The 15,462-nt window shown below is 68.3% G+C and carries 12 protein-coding genes; 5 read left to right on the forward strand and 7 right to left on the reverse strand.

What is annotated here, in order from left to right:
• Positions 1 to 184: 184 nt before the first annotated feature.
• The 4 genes from G0Q01_RS24325 (at position 185) to G0Q01_RS24340 (ending at position 6,417) form a co-directional block, all read left to right on the forward strand.
• Positions 185 to 787 carry an ImuA family protein gene (locus G0Q01_RS24325; RefSeq protein ID WP_235940375.1) on the forward strand — a complete coding sequence of 201 codons (603 nt, stop codon included), beginning with the start codon at positions 185 to 187 and terminating at the stop codon, positions 785 to 787.
• Positions 714 to 2,237: a DNA polymerase Y family protein gene (locus tag G0Q01_RS24330; protein ID WP_164213932.1), complete on the forward strand. Its 1,524-nt coding sequence runs from the start codon at positions 714 to 716 to the stop codon at positions 2,235 to 2,237. The genes G0Q01_RS24325 and G0Q01_RS24330 overlap by 74 nt, the downstream gene beginning before the upstream one ends.
• A complete protein-coding gene (locus G0Q01_RS24335) occupies positions 2,234 to 5,617 on the forward strand; it encodes an error-prone DNA polymerase (protein WP_164197140.1) in 3,384 nt (1,127 codons plus the stop codon). Before G0Q01_RS24330 ends, G0Q01_RS24335 begins: the two co-directional genes overlap by 4 nt.
• A gap of 158 nt (positions 5,618 to 5,775) precedes the next feature.
• Entirely contained in the window at positions 5,776 to 6,417 is a 642-nt protein-coding gene (locus tag G0Q01_RS24340) for a PAS domain-containing protein (protein WP_164197141.1), read from the forward strand.
• A 33-nt stretch (positions 6,418 to 6,450) separates the two neighbouring features.
• Here the strand turns inward: G0Q01_RS24340 and G0Q01_RS24345 are convergent, their stop codons facing one another.
• A complete protein-coding gene (locus G0Q01_RS24345) occupies positions 6,451 to 9,024 on the reverse strand; it encodes an HWE histidine kinase domain-containing protein (protein WP_164197142.1) in 2,574 nt (857 codons plus the stop codon).
• On the reverse strand, positions 9,021 to 9,587 hold the full coding sequence (locus G0Q01_RS24350; RefSeq protein WP_164197143.1) for a biliverdin-producing heme oxygenase: 567 nt from the start codon (positions 9,585 to 9,587) through the stop codon (positions 9,021 to 9,023). Before G0Q01_RS24350 ends, G0Q01_RS24345 begins: the two co-directional genes overlap by 4 nt.
• 146 nt (positions 9,588 to 9,733) lie before the next feature.
• On the opposite strand from G0Q01_RS24350, the gene G0Q01_RS24355 reads away from it, so the two are divergent.
• Positions 9,734 to 10,156: an RbsD/FucU family protein gene (locus G0Q01_RS24355; protein WP_164197144.1), complete on the forward strand. Its 423-nt coding sequence runs from the start codon at positions 9,734 to 9,736 to the stop codon at positions 10,154 to 10,156.
• Here the strand turns inward: G0Q01_RS24355 and G0Q01_RS24360 are convergent.
• The 5 genes from G0Q01_RS24360 to G0Q01_RS24380 form a co-directional block, all read right to left on the reverse strand.
• Complete coding sequence (locus G0Q01_RS24360) at positions 10,153 to 11,136, reverse strand: endonuclease (protein ID WP_164197145.1); 984 nt, start codon at positions 11,134 to 11,136, stop codon at positions 10,153 to 10,155. The two genes, G0Q01_RS24355 and G0Q01_RS24360, sit on opposite strands and share 4 nt — an antisense overlap.
• Positions 11,133 to 12,203, reverse strand: a complete 1,071-nt coding sequence (locus G0Q01_RS24365; protein ID WP_164197146.1) for a sn-glycerol-3-phosphate import ATP-binding protein UgpC — start codon at positions 12,201 to 12,203, stop codon at positions 11,133 to 11,135. Before G0Q01_RS24365 ends, G0Q01_RS24360 begins: the two co-directional genes overlap by 4 nt.
• A complete protein-coding gene (gene ugpE, locus G0Q01_RS24370) occupies positions 12,203 to 13,045 on the reverse strand; it encodes a sn-glycerol-3-phosphate ABC transporter permease UgpE (RefSeq protein ID WP_164197147.1) in 843 nt (280 codons plus the stop codon). The genes G0Q01_RS24365 and ugpE overlap by 1 nt, the downstream gene beginning before the upstream one ends.
• 4 nt (positions 13,046 to 13,049) lie before the next feature.
• Complete coding sequence (locus G0Q01_RS24375) at positions 13,050 to 14,021, reverse strand: ABC transporter permease subunit (protein ID WP_108968892.1); 972 nt, start codon at positions 14,019 to 14,021, stop codon at positions 13,050 to 13,052.
• A gap of 101 nt (positions 14,022 to 14,122) precedes the next feature.
• Positions 14,123 to 15,418 carry an extracellular solute-binding protein gene (locus G0Q01_RS24380; RefSeq protein WP_164197148.1) on the reverse strand — a complete coding sequence of 432 codons (1,296 nt, stop codon included), beginning with the start codon at positions 15,416 to 15,418 and terminating at the stop codon, positions 14,123 to 14,125.
• Positions 15,419 to 15,462 lie beyond the last annotated feature (44 nt).

Here is a 15,462-nt window from a genome sequence, read left to right on the forward strand (position 1 = left end):
ATCGCGGCGCGATCCTGCCTCCGGCACGGATATTTTCCCCCGAGACACAACGCCGGGCGTGGCGCCCGGTCTTCCTGCCGGGTCACGATCACCCGTGGCGGGCGTCGGGTGCTTCCCTCGGGCCGAATGTTCTGGCAATGTTCTCACTCTGCCACCCCGTATCGACTCTGCTGCACCTGACCCCATGCGTTCCCTGCCCGCCAGCGCGCCTCTTGCCGAGGCCGATCCCCTCGCCCTCTGCCCCGCCCGGGTGCATGAGGCCGAAGGGCGTGCGCGGCGCGGCTTCGCGCTTTTCCAGGCGGCGCGCCACGACGGGCCGCTGATCTGGATCCTGCCACGCCACGCGCCGCAGACCCCGCTGCTGCGCGGCCTGCCCGAGGGCCTGGGCGCGCGGCTGCTCTTGGTGCGCACGCAAAGCGAGACCGATCTGCTGTGGACCGCCGAGGAGGCGCTGCGCTGCCCCGCCGTGGGGCTGGTGGTGGCTGAGCCTGGCGAGCTGCTTTCTCTCACCGCAGGGCGGCGGCTGCAGCTGGCGGCGGAGGCCGGGCGGACCACCGGGCTGATGCTGATCCAGAGCGGCCAGGGCAGCAATGCCGCCGAGACACGCTGGGCCTGCGAACAGCTTCCTTCCCCCGCGCCGGACTCGACTCTGCAGCAATGGGACCTTATAAAGAACAAAAAGGGAACACTGAAACTTTGGACCGTGGATTGGCGTGGCGAGACGTCTGCTTTCCATCTGGTTTCCGCGGCTGGCGAGCGACACGAGCCTGCGGAAACGCCCCGTTGAGGGGCCCTTTGCCCTGACCCTGCGGTCGGGCAATTCCGATCATCTGCACTGCGTCTCGCCGCTGGCGCAGGCGCACGGGCTGGCGCGCGGCATGGCGCTGGCCGACGCCCGCGCCATCTGCCCCGATCTGGCCACCCGCCCCGCCGAGCTGGCGCGCGAGGCGGCGGCGCTGGCGGGGCTGCGTCGCTGGGCCGGGCGCTACGCGCCTCTGGTGGCGCGCGACGGCGCCGACGGGCTGATCGCCGACATCACCGGGGTGCCGCATCTCTTCGGCGGCGAGCCGGCCTTGCGCGCCGATCTGCATGACCGGCTGGAGCGCACGGGGCTGGCGGCGCAGAGCGCCATCGCCGGCACCCGGGGCGCGGCGCACGCGCTGGCCCGCCACGGCGGCGGGGTGCTGCCCGAGGGCGCGCTGGCCGAGGGGCTGGGACCGCTGCCGGTCTCGGCCCTGCGCATCGACCACGAGACCGCCGCCACGCTTTGCCGCGTCGGGCTGACCCGCATCGCCGATCTCGTCCACCTGCCCCGCGCGCCGCTGGCCAAGCGCTTCGGCCCGGCGCTGATCACCCGGCTCGATCAGGCGCTCGGCACCCAGCCCGAGCCGGTGGACGCCGAACGCGAGGCGCCGCATTTCGGCGTGCGCATGACCCTGCCCGAGCCCATCGGCCTGCAGGAGGACGTGATGGCCGGCCTCGCGCGATTGCTCGAGCGGCTCTGCGCCCAGCTCACCCACCACCAGCACGGCGCGCGGCGGGTGCTGCTAGAGCTGCGCCGCGTCGACCGCGAGACCGCCCATGTGCGGGTCGGCCTCGCCCGCCCCATGCGCGACCCCGCCCGCATCGCCGCGCTCTTCGAGAAGGGCGTGGGCGAGGTCGAGGCCGGCTTCGGCATCGACGCGCTGCGGCTCTGCGCCGAGGTGACGGAAAAGCTGCCGCCCGAGCAGCTGGGCCATGGCAGCACTCCGGGCCGCCCGAAGCTGCGCAGCGAGGATGCGCTGGCGGATCTCGTCTCGCGGCTCGGCAACCGGCTCGGCTTCGACGCCGTGCAGCGCATGCTGCCCGCCGACAGCACCATCCCCGAGCGCAGCTTCCTCATCGCCCCCGCTGCCTACAGCACCGCAGAAGAGGCGCCGCCCCGGCGTGGCCCGCCGCGACCGCAGATCCTCTTTCCGCCCGAGATGGTCAGCGGTGCGCGCGGCGCGCAGCCCGGCCATCCCCCCGCGCAGTTCCGCTGGCGCAACATGCGTTTTTCCACCCTGCGCGCCACCGGGCCGGAACGCATCGCCCCTGAGTGGTGGTTCGACGATCCCGCATGGCGCGCAGGGATCCGGGACTACTGGCGGATCGAAACCCGCGAAGGGCCGCGGCTCTGGCTGTTCCACACCCCGCAGGTGGCGGGCTGGAACGCGGGCGGCGCGCAGGACTGGTTCGTGCAGGGGGAGTTTGCATGACCCCCTATGCCGAGCTTTGCGTGACCAGCAACTTCACCTTCCTCACCGGGGCCTCGCACCCCGAGGAGCTGGTCACCCGTGCCGCCGAGCTGGGACTCGAGGCGATCGCCATCACCGACCGCAACTCGGTGGCCGGGGTGGTGCGCGCCTTTTCGGCGCTGAAGGAACTGGAGCGGCTGCAGGGCGAGGCGCGCGAGGCCGCGGAGGCGGCGGCGCGCGAGGCCCCGGCGATCCGCTCGCAATCGCTGACCGATCCGTCGAGCCGCCAGCGCGTGGCGCAGGTGCCGCCGGGGGCCGCGCCGCTGCTGCCCCCGGACCAGCCGCTGCCCCGGCTCATCGCGGGCGCGCGGCTGGTGCTGACCGACAGCGCGCTGCACTGGCTCGCCCTGCCCTGCGACATCGCCGCCTGGGCGCGGCTGACGCGGCTCTTGTCGCTGGGCAAGCGGCGGGCGGAGAAAGGCGCGTGCCACCTCACCCGCGCCGACCTGCACGCCGCCTGCGAAGGGATGATCCTCATCGCCCTGCCGCCAGACCCGCTGGAGCCCGACGCTCCCCGTGCAAACCCCGACGCCGAGCTGCGCGAGATGCTACGCCGCTGCCCCGGGCGTAGCTTCCTCGGGGCCGCGCCGGTCTACGACGGGCGCGATCAGATCCGGCTCGACCGGCTGGCGCAGCTCTCGCAGCAGACCGGCCTGCCGCTGGTGGCGGTGGGCGATGCGCTCATGCACCGCTCGGCCCGCCGCCCGCTGGCCGACGTGCTGACCTGCCTGCGCGAGGGCTGCACCATCGACAATATCGGCACCCGGCGGCTGACCAACGGCGAGCGGCGGCTGAAGTCCGGCGACGAGATGGCCCGGCTCTTCCACCGCTACCCCGCCGCGCTACGCCGCACGGTCGAAATCGCCGATCGCTGCGCCTTCCGCCTCGACGAGCTGCGCTACCAGTACCCGGACGAGGCGCAAAACGGCGAGCCGGCGCAGGACCGGCTCGCCCGGCTCTCGCGTGAAGGGTTGCACTGGCGTTACCCTTCGGGTCCGCCGCCGAAGATCGTGCACCGGGTGGAAAAGGAACTGCGGCTGATCGGCGAGATGGGCTACGCCTCGTATTTCCTGACGGTGCACGACATCGTCGCCTTCGCCCGCTCGCGCGGCATCCTGTGCCAGGGGCGCGGCTCGGCGGCCAACTCTGTCGTGTGCTACCTGCTCGGCGTCACAGAAGTGCCCCCCGAGAGCATCACGCTGATCTTCGAGCGCTTCATCTCGAAGGAACGCGGCGAGCCGCCCGATATCGACGTCGATTTCGAGCATGAGCGGCGCGAGGAGGTGATCCAGTGGATCTACGAGCGCTACGGGCGCGAGCGCGCCGGGCTGACCGCCACGGTGATCCACTTCCGCTCGCGCGCGGCGATCCGCGAGGTCGGCAAGGTGATGGGGCTGAGCCAAGACGTGATCGCCCGGCTCTCGGGGCAGATCTGGGGTTGGTCGTCGAGCGCCCCGGACGAGGACCGCATGCGCGACGCCGGGATCGATCCCACCGATGACCGGGTGCTGATGACCGCCAAGCTGATCGAGGAGATCATCGGCTTCCCCCGGCACCTCTCGCAGCACGTCGGCGGCTTCGTCATCACCCACGGGCGGCTCGACGAGCTCTGCCCGATCGAGAACGCGGCGATGGACGACCGCACGGTGATCGAATGGGACAAGGACGACATCGACGCGCTGGGGCTTTTGAAGGTCGACATCCTCGCGCTGGGGATGCTGACCTGCATCCGCAAGGCCTTTGGCCTTCTGGTGGAGCACCGCGGCCAGCGCTGGACGCTGGCCAATGTCCCTGCCGAGGACGGCACGGTCTACGACATGCTCTGCCGCGCCGATGCCATCGGGGTATTCCAAGTGGAAAGCCGGGCGCAGCTCAACTTCCTGCCCCGGATGCTGCCCCAGTGCTTCTACGATCTGGTGTGCGAAGTGGCCATCGTGCGCCCCGGCCCTATCCAGGGCGGCATGGTGCATCCCTTCATCAACCGCCGCCAGGGCAAGGAGCCGGTCGAGGATCTGGGCCCCGCGATGATGGAGGTGCTGGGCCGCACCTACGGCGTGCCGCTCTTTCAGGAACAGGCGATGCAGATCGCCGTGGTCGCCGCCGGCTTCACCCCCGCCGAGGCCGACCGGCTGCGCCGCAGCCTCGCCACCTTTAAGCGCATGGGCACCATCGGCGCCTTTCGCGACAGGTTCGTGTCGGGGATGCTGGCCCGGGGCTACGACGGGGCCTTCGCCGAGCGCTGCTTTGCCCAGATCGAGGGCTTCGGCAGCTACGGCTTTCCCGAAAGCCACGCCGCCAGCTTCGCGCGGCTGGTCTATATCTCGGCCTGGCTGAAGAAGCACCATCAGGCGATCTTCACCTGTGCGCTGCTCAACTCGCAGCCCATGGGGTTCTACGCCCCCGCCCAGCTGGTGCGCGACGCGCGTGAACATGGCGTCGAGGTGCGGCCGGTCTCGGTGAACCATTCCGAGTGGGACAACACGCTCGAACGCCGCCCCGATGGCAGCCTCGCGCTGCGGCTCGGGCTGCGCCAGATCAAGGGGCTGCGCGAGGAGGACGCGGCGTGGATCGTCGCGGCACGGGCCAACGGCTATCCGGATGTCGAAAGCCTCTGGCGCCGCGCCGGGGTGAAACCCGCCACGCTCGAGCGGCTGGCCGAGGGCGACGGCTTTGCTGCGCTCGGCCTCACCCGGCGCGACGCGCTCTGGGCCGCCAAGGCGCTGCAGGCGCCGAAACCGCTGCCGCTCTTCGGCGGAGATGGCGAGGGCGGCATTGAACCCGACGTGATCCTTCCCGCGATGACGCTCGGGCAGGAGGTGGTCGAGGATTACCTCTCGCTGCGCCTGTCGCTGCGCGCCCATCCGATGGAGCTGCTGCGCCCGCGCCTGCCGGAAAGCCTGCCGCACAGCGCCTTCGACAAGGTGCCCCACCGCCACCGCATCACCGTCACCGGGCTGGTGATCACCCGCCAGCGCCCCGGCACCGCCTCAGGGGTGATCTTCCTGACGCTGGAGGATGAAACCGGCACCTCGAACGTGGTGGTCTGGACGAAGATCTACGAGACCTTCCGCAAGGCGGTAATCGCGGGACGGCTGCTGCGCGTCACCGGGCGGCTCGAGCGCGAGGGCGTGGTGACCCATCTCATCGCCGAGACGGTCGAGGACCTGTCGGAGTTGCTCTTCGATCTCGGCGGGGCGGTGCCCGTGCTCGGCCCGATCCAGAGCAACGACGGCCGCGCCGATGAGACCCGTCGACCGGCAGGCGGCAGCCGCCGCGGCAGCGCCGCACATCATCCCCGCGAGCAGGCCAAGAAGCTCTTCCCCAGCCGCGACTTCCACTGACGCGCGCAGGGGCACAGAGGACCCGGGCAGACGGCCACATCAACGACCAGAATTAACCGTTGCCACAAGTTCAGAATTGCACATGTGGTGCAGGGTCCGATAAATTAGCGATCCGAAATGTTAACAAAACGTAAATCTGCCCCAGCCCGGATCGCGCGATGATTCAAGCCAAAAGCACCCTTGAAACCGCGGCCCTCACCACGGTGATGGGCTATCTCGCGCAGCGCACCACGGTCTGTGCCACGGTCCTCAGCCGCGACGGCGAGGTGCTCGCCGTCCACGGACGCGGGCTCGAGTTGCTCAACACAGACGCGAAGGCCATCTGCGGACAGGTCTGGACCGAATTCTGGCAGGGCGCGGAACGCGAAAAGGCCGCGGCAGCCCTGGCCAACGCCCTCGACGGCAAGCCCGCCAGCTTCACCGGGACCTTCAGCCAAGAGCGCGGGGGCGAGAGCACCTGGGACGTGGAGATCGTGCCGCTCGACCGGGAGGACGGCCATGTCACCCGCGTGCTTGCCCTGTCCTCGTTCATATCGGGGACCACGCACGACGGCGCGCGCGCCGACCGGGACTTCGGGGATCGCAAGATGGTCGGCTCGCTCGACGAGCTCTTTCACACGCTGAGCAATCTCACCGCCGTCTCGACCAGTGCCGCCAACATCCTGCGCCGCGGCGTGGATCAGGATCGCGCCGATGCGCTGGCCGAAGCGCTGAGCGAGGCCGGGTTCCAGGCCGCGCAGGCGCTGGAGAGCCTGCGGCGACAGATCAACGACATCGCAAGCGACGGCGCGGCGGCCTGAGCCGCGCCGCTTGCCAGTCTGCGCGCCGGTCTGCTAGCCCTCTGCCCGACCGATGAGCCGACCGACTGCCTTGGACAGCGTCTCGATGGTGAAGGGCTTGCTGGTCATCGGCGCGCTGGGAAAGCGCGACAGCCAATCGGACTGCCCCGCATAGCCGCTTGCCAGAACGAAGGGCACATCTCGCCGCGCTAGCATCTCGGCGACGGGCAGACTGGTTTCGGACCCGAGGTTCACGTCGAGCACCGCCACCGAGATCGGATGCGCGTCGATGATCCGCAGCGCCTCGGCCACCGAGGAGGCGGTGAGCACCGTCCCGGCGCCGAGGTCCGACAGGATGTCGGCCGCGTCCATGGCGATGATCATGTTGTCCTCGACCACCAGCGCGACGCCCGTCAGGCCTTCGGCTTCCCGCGCCGCAACCTTCGGCTCCGGCACGCTGGCCGGCGCCTGTTCGGGGGCGTCGCTCACGTAGCGCTCGGGCAGCAGGAACTCGGCGCGTAGACCGGTCACTTCGAAATGCACCTCGGCACTGCCCTTCAGCTCGAAGGGGATGGATTTCTCGATGATCGTGGTGCCGAAGCCGCGCCGCTCGGGCGCGCGCACCACCGGGCCACCACTTTCCGCCCAGCCGATCCGCACCAGCCCGTCGGGCAGCCGCTCGACGGCCACGTCGACGCGACCCACGGGCACCGACAGCGCGCCGTATTTGACCGAGTTGGTGACCAGCTCGTGCAGCACCAGCGCCATCGTCGAGAAGGCGTCGGGCGCCAGCAGCACCGGCGTGCCAGTGACCGACACCCGGTGCTCTTCGCCCGAGATATAGGCGCCAAGCTCGACCGCCAACAGCTCGCGCAGTGCCACCGGCTGCCACTGTGTCGAGGTCAGTTGGTCATGCGCCTGCGCCAGCGCGTGGATGCGCCCGTCGACCGCGGCGGTGAATTCCTCGATCGTATGCGCCGACTGCCGCGACTGGCCGACCAGCGAGCGGATCAGCCCCAGCACGTTGCGCACCCGGTGATTGAGCTCGGCGATCAGCAGTTCCTGCTGGTCCTGCGCCCGCTTGCGCTCGGCGTTGACCTCGTCCGAGAGTTTCAGCACCACCTCGAGCAATGTCACCCGGATCGCCTCGGCGGCCTTCAGCACGGTCGGTGACCAGCTCTCGGAGCGGCCCGCCACGTCTTCCTTCCAGAGTTCGAAGCTCTTGCGTGGGGTGAGGCGCGCGCCCAGCGGTCCGACCTCGACTGGCTTGTTGGGATTGCCCGCCCATTTCACCTGCCGCACCACCTCGGAGCGGAAGAGCACGAGGTAGTCGCGCGGCGTGCGTGAGACCGGAATGGCGAGGATGCCCGCGCACTCTTCCGTCAGCGCCGCCATGGAGGGCAGCCGCGCACCGAGGCTGTCGGTGGCATAGACCCGGCTGGCGGCGGCGGTGTTGAGGAACCGCGCAATGGTTTGGAACTCTTCTTTCGAAGGCGCACTGCCCTGCATGACGTAGGCCCCGTCGGAATAGAGCGCGATGCCGTCATGCGGGATCACCTTGCCGATTTCATGGGCGATGCTGGGAAAGCTCGCCACCAGGCCCGCTCCCGAGCTGATCTGCATCATCAGCCGGTCGTGCAGCCGCTGTGCCCGGCCGACGGTTTCGCTCGCCGCCTTGGCCTCCTGACGTTCCAGCTCGTAGGCAAAGAACTGCGCCAAGAGTTCCACGGCGGTGCGGCGCTCGTAGTCCACGTGCAGCGGCGCGCGGTGATGGCAGGCAAAGAGGCCCCAGAGCTCTCCGCGGATGACGATGGACACCGACATCGACGCGCGCACGCTCATGTTGCGCAGGTATTCAAGATGGATCGGCGAAACCGCCCGCGACATGGCCAGCGACAGGTCCAGCGGCTGCCCCTCGGGGCTCTGCGGCGGCACGATGGGAGAAACCTCGTCGTCAACGTCGGCGATCAGCCGAAGCAGGCTGCGCTTGTAGAGCGCCCGCGCCTGCCGGGGGATGTCCGACGCCGGGAAATGCAGGCCGAGGTAGGATTCGGAGTCGTTGCCATCCTTGGCCTCGGCGATCACCGTGCCGTCACCCTCGGGGCCGAACTGATAGACCATCACGCGGTCGAAACCGGTGAGCGCACGGAGCTGCCGCGCGGCCTCCTCCGAGGCACCCGCAAGGTCGCCCTGCGCCGACAGCCGCCGCAGCATGGGGGTCACCTGCGCCAGCTCGTCATGCGCGCCCTCGCGGAGCTTGGGTTCGAACTCGAAGATGAAGCTCGACCCGGACTGATGCGCGCTGACATCGAAGAGCCGCCCGTCGCCGAAGACGTCGAATCCAAAGAGCCGGGCCACGGAATTCTCGTGGCTGGTGCCGCCGAGCTTCTCGCGCAGCTTCGCGACGGTCTCGCGCGGCAGCAGGTCCGAGAAGACCCGGCCGGTGATCTCCTCGGCGTCGAGCCCGAGCAGCGCCCCGGCGTTGCGCGAGACGTGCTGCACGATCCAATCCGCCGAGATCGCGACCAGCGCCGCAAAGCTTTGCACGTTGCCCAGAAGATGGATCGGCTCGCGATCACAGTTGGTCAGGTCAACGGGTGTATCGGTCGAGATGAAGGAATCGTTCATAGTGCTCCGTCGGCAGGCGCCGAAAGGAGCGCGCGTGCTTCGTGTTCGAAGATGGAAAAGGCGCGGATGGCGTCGCGCAGCACGCGCTGCGCCTCGGGGCCATCGACCGGTTGCGTGGCAAGCCGCTGGCAGAAGGCCCGCCAGGCGCCGCGATCGCCAGTCAGCGCGAAGAAGCCGCGATGGGGCGGTTCAGGCAAGCGGCGGCGCAGCACCGCCGTGCCGAGCTGCGAGCCAAGCATCAGATAGGCCACCGCGTCGCGGTGAAGCGGCAGGTCTAGGCCCGGTCCCGACGCGGGCGCCGAGCCGAGATCGTCGTCGAGCGCCTCGAGCGTGTCGCGCAATGCGGTGGTCGCCTCGGCGGCATCCCAGCCGCAGGCCTCGGCCAGACGCGAAAAACCGCGCCTCTGCACCATGCAGAATGCCCGGCGGTCCTGGTCGTCTGTCAGGTCCAGACGGGAAAGCTCCACGTCCAAACGCTGGTGCGGGCCGGAGGTGGCGTTGCGCAGCGCATCCCTCAGGTTGCTGTCCCGGAGCACCTCCCGGTCGTCTACAATATCCTTCACCCGGCCTGACCTACTGTCTCTGTTCTGTCCCGATGCCGTATAACGCCCGGCGAGCGGGTTGGTTCCGTGGCGCGTAGAATTTTCCGGTTGCGCCCCAGAGCGTCCTGCTGTCGCCTGCGACAGACACAGTGCTGCCGGAGAACACCATGCTAAAGACCATAGACCCGCTGATGACCGGCGAGCTTCTCGCCATCCTGAGCGACATGGGCCACGGCGACGAGATCGTCCTGGTCGACGCCAATTTCCCCGCCGCGCGGGCCGCGCAGCGGCTGGTGCGCCTGCCCGGGATCGGCATCGACCGCGCCGCAGAGGCGATCCTGTCGCTCTTCCCGCTCGACGATTTCGTCGCGGCCCCCGCCGCGGTCATGGCCTGCCCCGACGGGCGGCCCGAGATCTTCGACGACTTCGACCGCCTCCTTGCAGCGGCCGAGGGCAAGCCGGTGACGGTTGCGCAGATCGACCGCTTCGACTTCTACGATCGCGCAGAGCAGGCCTATGCGGTCGTCGCCACAGGAGAAAGGCGGCTCTACGCCAACCTCATCCTCAAGAAAGGCGTGCTGCGGGCCTAGCGGCCCGCAAGCCCCTCGATCCGCGTGACGACGAGGTCGTGGTCCGAAAGTGGTGTGCCGTCCGGCCCGAGCGAAGAACGGATCTCCACCGGGCCAAGGCGGAGGTCCCGCGCAAGGAACCAGTCGAGCTTCATCGCCCTTTCCGGCCAGCGGGTGATCAGGCTCGGGCGGGTGGTCGTCTGGTCCTCCGGCCCGCCGTGCACGCTGTAGCCCGCGGCGCGGGCGACGTCGAAGAGCCCCTCCGCGCGCCAGTCGCCGCCCGCGTGGTTGCCGGTGTTGAGATCGCCGCCGATCAGCACCGGAAGACCGGGGAACGCGGCATCCAGCGCCGTGATCAGCCCCGCCACCTGCGCTTCGCGGTGCGCGGGGCCGCAGGCACTTTCGAGATGGGTCGAGACGGCGAGGAACGGCCCCTCGGCGGTCTCGATCCGGGCGCCCATCGCGATGCGCTCGCCGAGCCGCGGCTGTTCGTCATCGAAGAACCATTGCCGCCTGCCCCAGAGCCGCAGCGCGAAGGGCGCGTGCAGCACGCCGCGCGCCAAGAGCCCGTTGCCGTGGTAGCCAAGCGCGTTGTGCGCGTCGTCGCAGAACTGGCGCTCGATGGGCGAGCCGAGCCCCAGCTCGAGGAACTCCACCGCGTAGGCATAGGCCATGCCCCGCGCCGCCGCCATGACGGCAGTCGTGTTGCGCTGCTTGGTGCGCGCCATGCCATGGTCCATCTCGGACAGCAGCAGAAGGTCACAGTCGCCGGCATGGGCCGCCGAGGCCTCGGGGAAGAGGCAGCGCTCGAGGTTCCAGGCGCCGACGGTGAGCGGCAGCGCGAGGGGGGTGTCCGGCGCCGCCCCCCCGACCTCGATCAGACCCATACCGGGCACCGTGGCCATATGCGCATCGTGCACCGCGACCTCACGCGGCAATGCGTCGATGGCCAGGTCGTCGGGCCCGGGCACCGGCAGCGCGACAGTGGTTTCGCGGATCATTGCGCAGGCTCGGCGATGAGCTCCAGCCGCTTGTCCATCCGGCGCCCGGTGCGCGCGTCGAAGAGATGCAGCTTCGAGGGATCGACCGCGATCCGCACCTCCGGGCCGAGCGGCGCGTCATGCGCGTCGGTGACCGCCAGCGCCTGATCACCGACCATGCCGTGGATGACGCGCTGCGCGCCGAGTTCCTCGACGTAGTCCACCCGCATCGGCAGGCCGGCCGCGGCGATGCGCAGATCCTCTGCGCGCAGGCCAAGCGTGACCGGTCCCGGCGCATTGCCGAGCGTCGCTAGCGCCTGCCCCTCGAGCAGCAGTCGACCGCCCTCGATGCAGGCGTCGAGAAGGCTCATGGCGGGCGCGCCGATGAAGGAGGCGACAAAGGTCGAGGCGGGCTTGCGGTAGACCTCGAGCGGCGCGCCGATCTGCTCGACGCGACCCCCGTTCAGCACCACCAAACGATCGGCCAGCGTCATCGCTTCGAGTTGGTCGTGGGTCACGTAGAGCGAGGTCGTCCCGAGCCGTTGCTGCAGCTTGCGGATCTCCATCCGCATCGACACCCGCAGCTTGGCGTCGAGGTTCGACAGCGGCTCGTCGAAGAGAAAGGCCGCGGGCTGGCGCACGATGGCGCGGCCCATGGCCACTCGCTGCCGCTGCCCGCCCGAGAGCGCGCGCGGCTTGCGGTCGAGGTACTGGCCAAGCTCGAGCATCCGCGCCGCCTCGGCGACGCGCTCCTCGATGACCGCCTTGCTCTCGCCGCGGTTCTTGAGCCCGTAGGCCATGTTGTCGCGCACGCTCATGTGCGGGTAGAGGGCATAGTTCTGGAACACCATGGCGATGTCGCGCTCGGCAGGGTCGAGGTCATTGACCCGCCGACCCCCGATATGCACGTCGCCGCGGGTGACCGTCTCGAGCCCTGCGACCATGCGCAGCAGCGTGGACTTGCCGCAGCCCGACGGGCCGACCAGAACGATGAATTCGCCGTCCGCGATGTCGATGGTCACGTCCGAGACCGCATCGACGCCGCCGGTGTAGGTCTTGCCGACCGACCTGAGAGTAAGTTCAGCCATTATTTGTCGCTTTCCGTCAGGCCCTTGATGAACATGCGCTGGAAGATCACCACCACCGCTACCGGGGGGATCATGGCCAGCACCGCGAGGGCAAAGGCTTCGTTGTAATCGGGGATCTGGCTGCCGACCCAGACCTGCAGGATCGACTTGATGCCGCGCATGAGCGTGTAGAAGCTCTCGTCTGTGGTCATCAGCAGCGGCCAGAGGTACTGGTTCCAGCCGTAGATGAACATGATGATGAAGATCGCCGCCATCATGGTCTTCGACAGCGGCACCAGCACGTCGATGAAGAACTTCACCGGCCCTGCCCCGTCGATCCGCGCCGCCTCCAAGAGCTCATCCGGCACCGAGCGGAAGAACTGCCGGAAAAAGAAGGTGCCCGTGGCCGAGGCCAGCAGCGGCACGATGAGTCCGGTGTAGGTGTTGAGCAGGTGCAATTCGGACATCACCTGATAGGAGGGCATGATCCGCACTTCCAGCGGCAGCAGCAGCGTCGCGAAGATGGCCCAGAAGAGCAGCGTCGCGAAACGGAAGCGAAAGTAGACCAGCGCGTAGGCGGCCATCATCGACAGCGCGATCTTTCCCACCGCGAAGCCGAGCCCCATGATCAGCGAGTTGCGCAGCATCAAAAGGCCGGTGACGTCGCCGGTGAAGCCGCCCTTGTGGGTCAGCACCTTGGTGTAGGTCTCTACACCATTGCCGCCGGGCAGCAGCGACAGGCCGTTGGAGTGGATGTCGATCGCCGCATGGGTCGAGGACATCAGCGCCATCACCACCGGTGCGCAGAGAAACAGCACGCCAAGAATGAGGATCAGGTGGTCGAAGGGTTTTATCTTCTGCATGGGGTCATCCGTAGTGCACGCGGCGTTCGAGGAAGCGGAACTGCAGCACGGTCAGCAGCGCCACGACGCCCATCAGGATCACCGACTGCGCCGAGCTGCCGCCGATGTCATTGCCTTTGAACCCGTCGAGATAAACCTTGTAGACCAGCGTCATCGGGTTGTTGGCGGGCTTGTCCTTCACGATGACGTCGATGATCGGGAAGGTGTCGAACATCGTGTAGGTGATGTTGATCACCAGCAGGAAGAAGGCGGTGGGTGCCAGAAGCGGCAGGGTGATGTCCCAGAACCGCCGCCAGCCCGACTGCGCGTCGATCAGCGCCGCCTCGCGCACCGAGACAGGCACCGACTGCAGCCCCGACAGGAAGAAGATGAAGTTGTAGGGGATCTGCTTCCACACGGCGATCACGATGAGCGCCGTGGCGGTGTCCCAGTAGTTGATGCCGACCTTCAGGTCGTAGCCGAACCAGGCCGCGAGATCCTTCAGCGGCCCCATGTGCATGTCGAAGAACATCATGCCGATGAGCCCGGCGACCGGCGGCGCGATGGCATAGACCGAGATCAGCAGCGTCTTGTAGCTCTCGGCGCCGCGGATCACCTTGTCGGCCTTGACCGCGAGCAAGAGGCCGATGCTCAGCGCCAGCGCGGTGACGACCACGCAGAAAAAGGCCGTGAAGGCGGCTGTGCCAAGGTATTCCGAGCTGTTCAGCGCGTCGGTGTAATTCTCCATCCCAACGAAGGTCGAGCCGAAGCCAAAAGGGTCTTCGAGATAGAAGGAGGAGGTCACCGCCTGCACTGAAGGCCAGTAGAAGAAGATCACCACCACCGCGAGCTGCGGCAGCAGGAAGAGCCAGGGGGTGAGCGGGCGGTCGAACTGCACGCGCTTGGCGGGATTGGCGGTCTCGCCGGACCACCAGGCGCGGAGGCGCATGACCAGCGTCTGGTCGGCCTCCACCATGTTGAGCGGGGTATCGGTCACGGGTTGTGTCCTGATCGGGAAAGGCGCCGCCGCGCGGCGCGGCAATGGCATCGGGGCCCCGGGCGGACGCCCGGGACCCCGGAACTCGGCGGGGCCGGTCCTTAGTTGGCGGTCTTGGCGAAGCGCGCGAGCAGCGCGTTGCCTTCGGTCTGGATGGTGTCGAAGGCCGCCTTCACCTCGGTCTCGCCCGAGAAGATGCGGTTGAACTCGCGTTCCATCACGGTGCGGATCTGCGGGTAGAAGCCCAGGCGGTAGCCCTTCGACCACTCACCGCCCTCCAGCATCAGCTGCTGGATGCCGACCTCGGCCACCGGCTGCTCGTCGTAGTAGCCCTCGCCCTTGGCCATCTCGTAGGCGGCCTCGGTGATCGGCACGTAGCCGGTGTTCTTGTGCCAGTAGACCTGCGTTTCCGGCGAGGTCAGGAAGGAGAAGAACTCAGCCGTGCAGGTGTTCTGCTCTTCCGGCTTGCCGGCCATGGCGAAGAGCGCCGCGCCGCCGATGAAGCTCTGGGTGCCGGCGCCCTCAATGCTGTCCCAATAGGGCATGAAGACCGCACCGAAGTCGAAATCCGCCGACTTCTGCAGGCCGCCGAAGCTGCCCGAGGAGCCGATCCACATCGCCGCCTCACCCTCTTCGAAGGGCTTGAGGTTGTCGGCCCAGCCGGCGCCGTAGAAGCCGTAAAGCCCCTCGTCGGCCCATGCCTTGAGCTTTTCGAACATCATCACCTGGTTCTCGTCGTTGACGATGATCTCGGTGCCTTGCGCGGAGTCGTAGCCGTTGTTGTTCGTGGCGAACTGCTGGTTGTTCCGCGACTTGAAGTTCTCGACCATCATCCAGGTCAGCTGCGAGGCGGTCATCGGCAGGTAGCCGGCTTCCTTCAGCTTGGGTGCGACCTGCTCGAACTCTTCCCAGGTCTTCGGCGGCTGCACGCCGGCTTTTTCGAAGGCGGCCTTGTTGAAATACATGATCGGCGCCGAGGAGTTGAACGGCATGCCGATAAACTTGCCCTCGCTGTCGGCGTAGAAGTTGCGGACGCCGGCGATGAAGTGCTCGCGGTTGAACTCCTGTCCCGCGCCCTTGATCAGGTCTTCGGCGGGGATCGTCGCGCCCTTGGCGGCGATGATCGTCGCGGCGCCGGCATCGAACACCTGGAGGATGTTCGGCTGCTCGCCAGAGCGGAACGCGGCGATGCCCGAAGAAAGCGCCTCTTCGTAGGTGCCCTTCGAGATCGGGGTGAGGTGGCACTGGTCCTGCGCGGCGTTGAACTGCTGCGAGATCTCGTTGATGACCTCGCCGTTGCGGCCGCCCATGCCGTGCCACCAGGTGATGTCGGTGGCGGCGAAGGCGGTCGAGGCGAGAAGCATCGAGCCGATCGCGACTCCGGTTGTCTTGAACATGTGGTGTCCCCCGTTCTTGTTCGGCGTCGGGGTAAGCGCAATCT

The sequence above is a fragment of the Salipiger sp. PrR007 genome, from assembly GCF_010499845.1.
Taxonomy (GTDB): Bacteria; Pseudomonadota; Alphaproteobacteria; order Rhodobacterales; family Rhodobacteraceae; genus Salipiger; species Salipiger pacificus_A.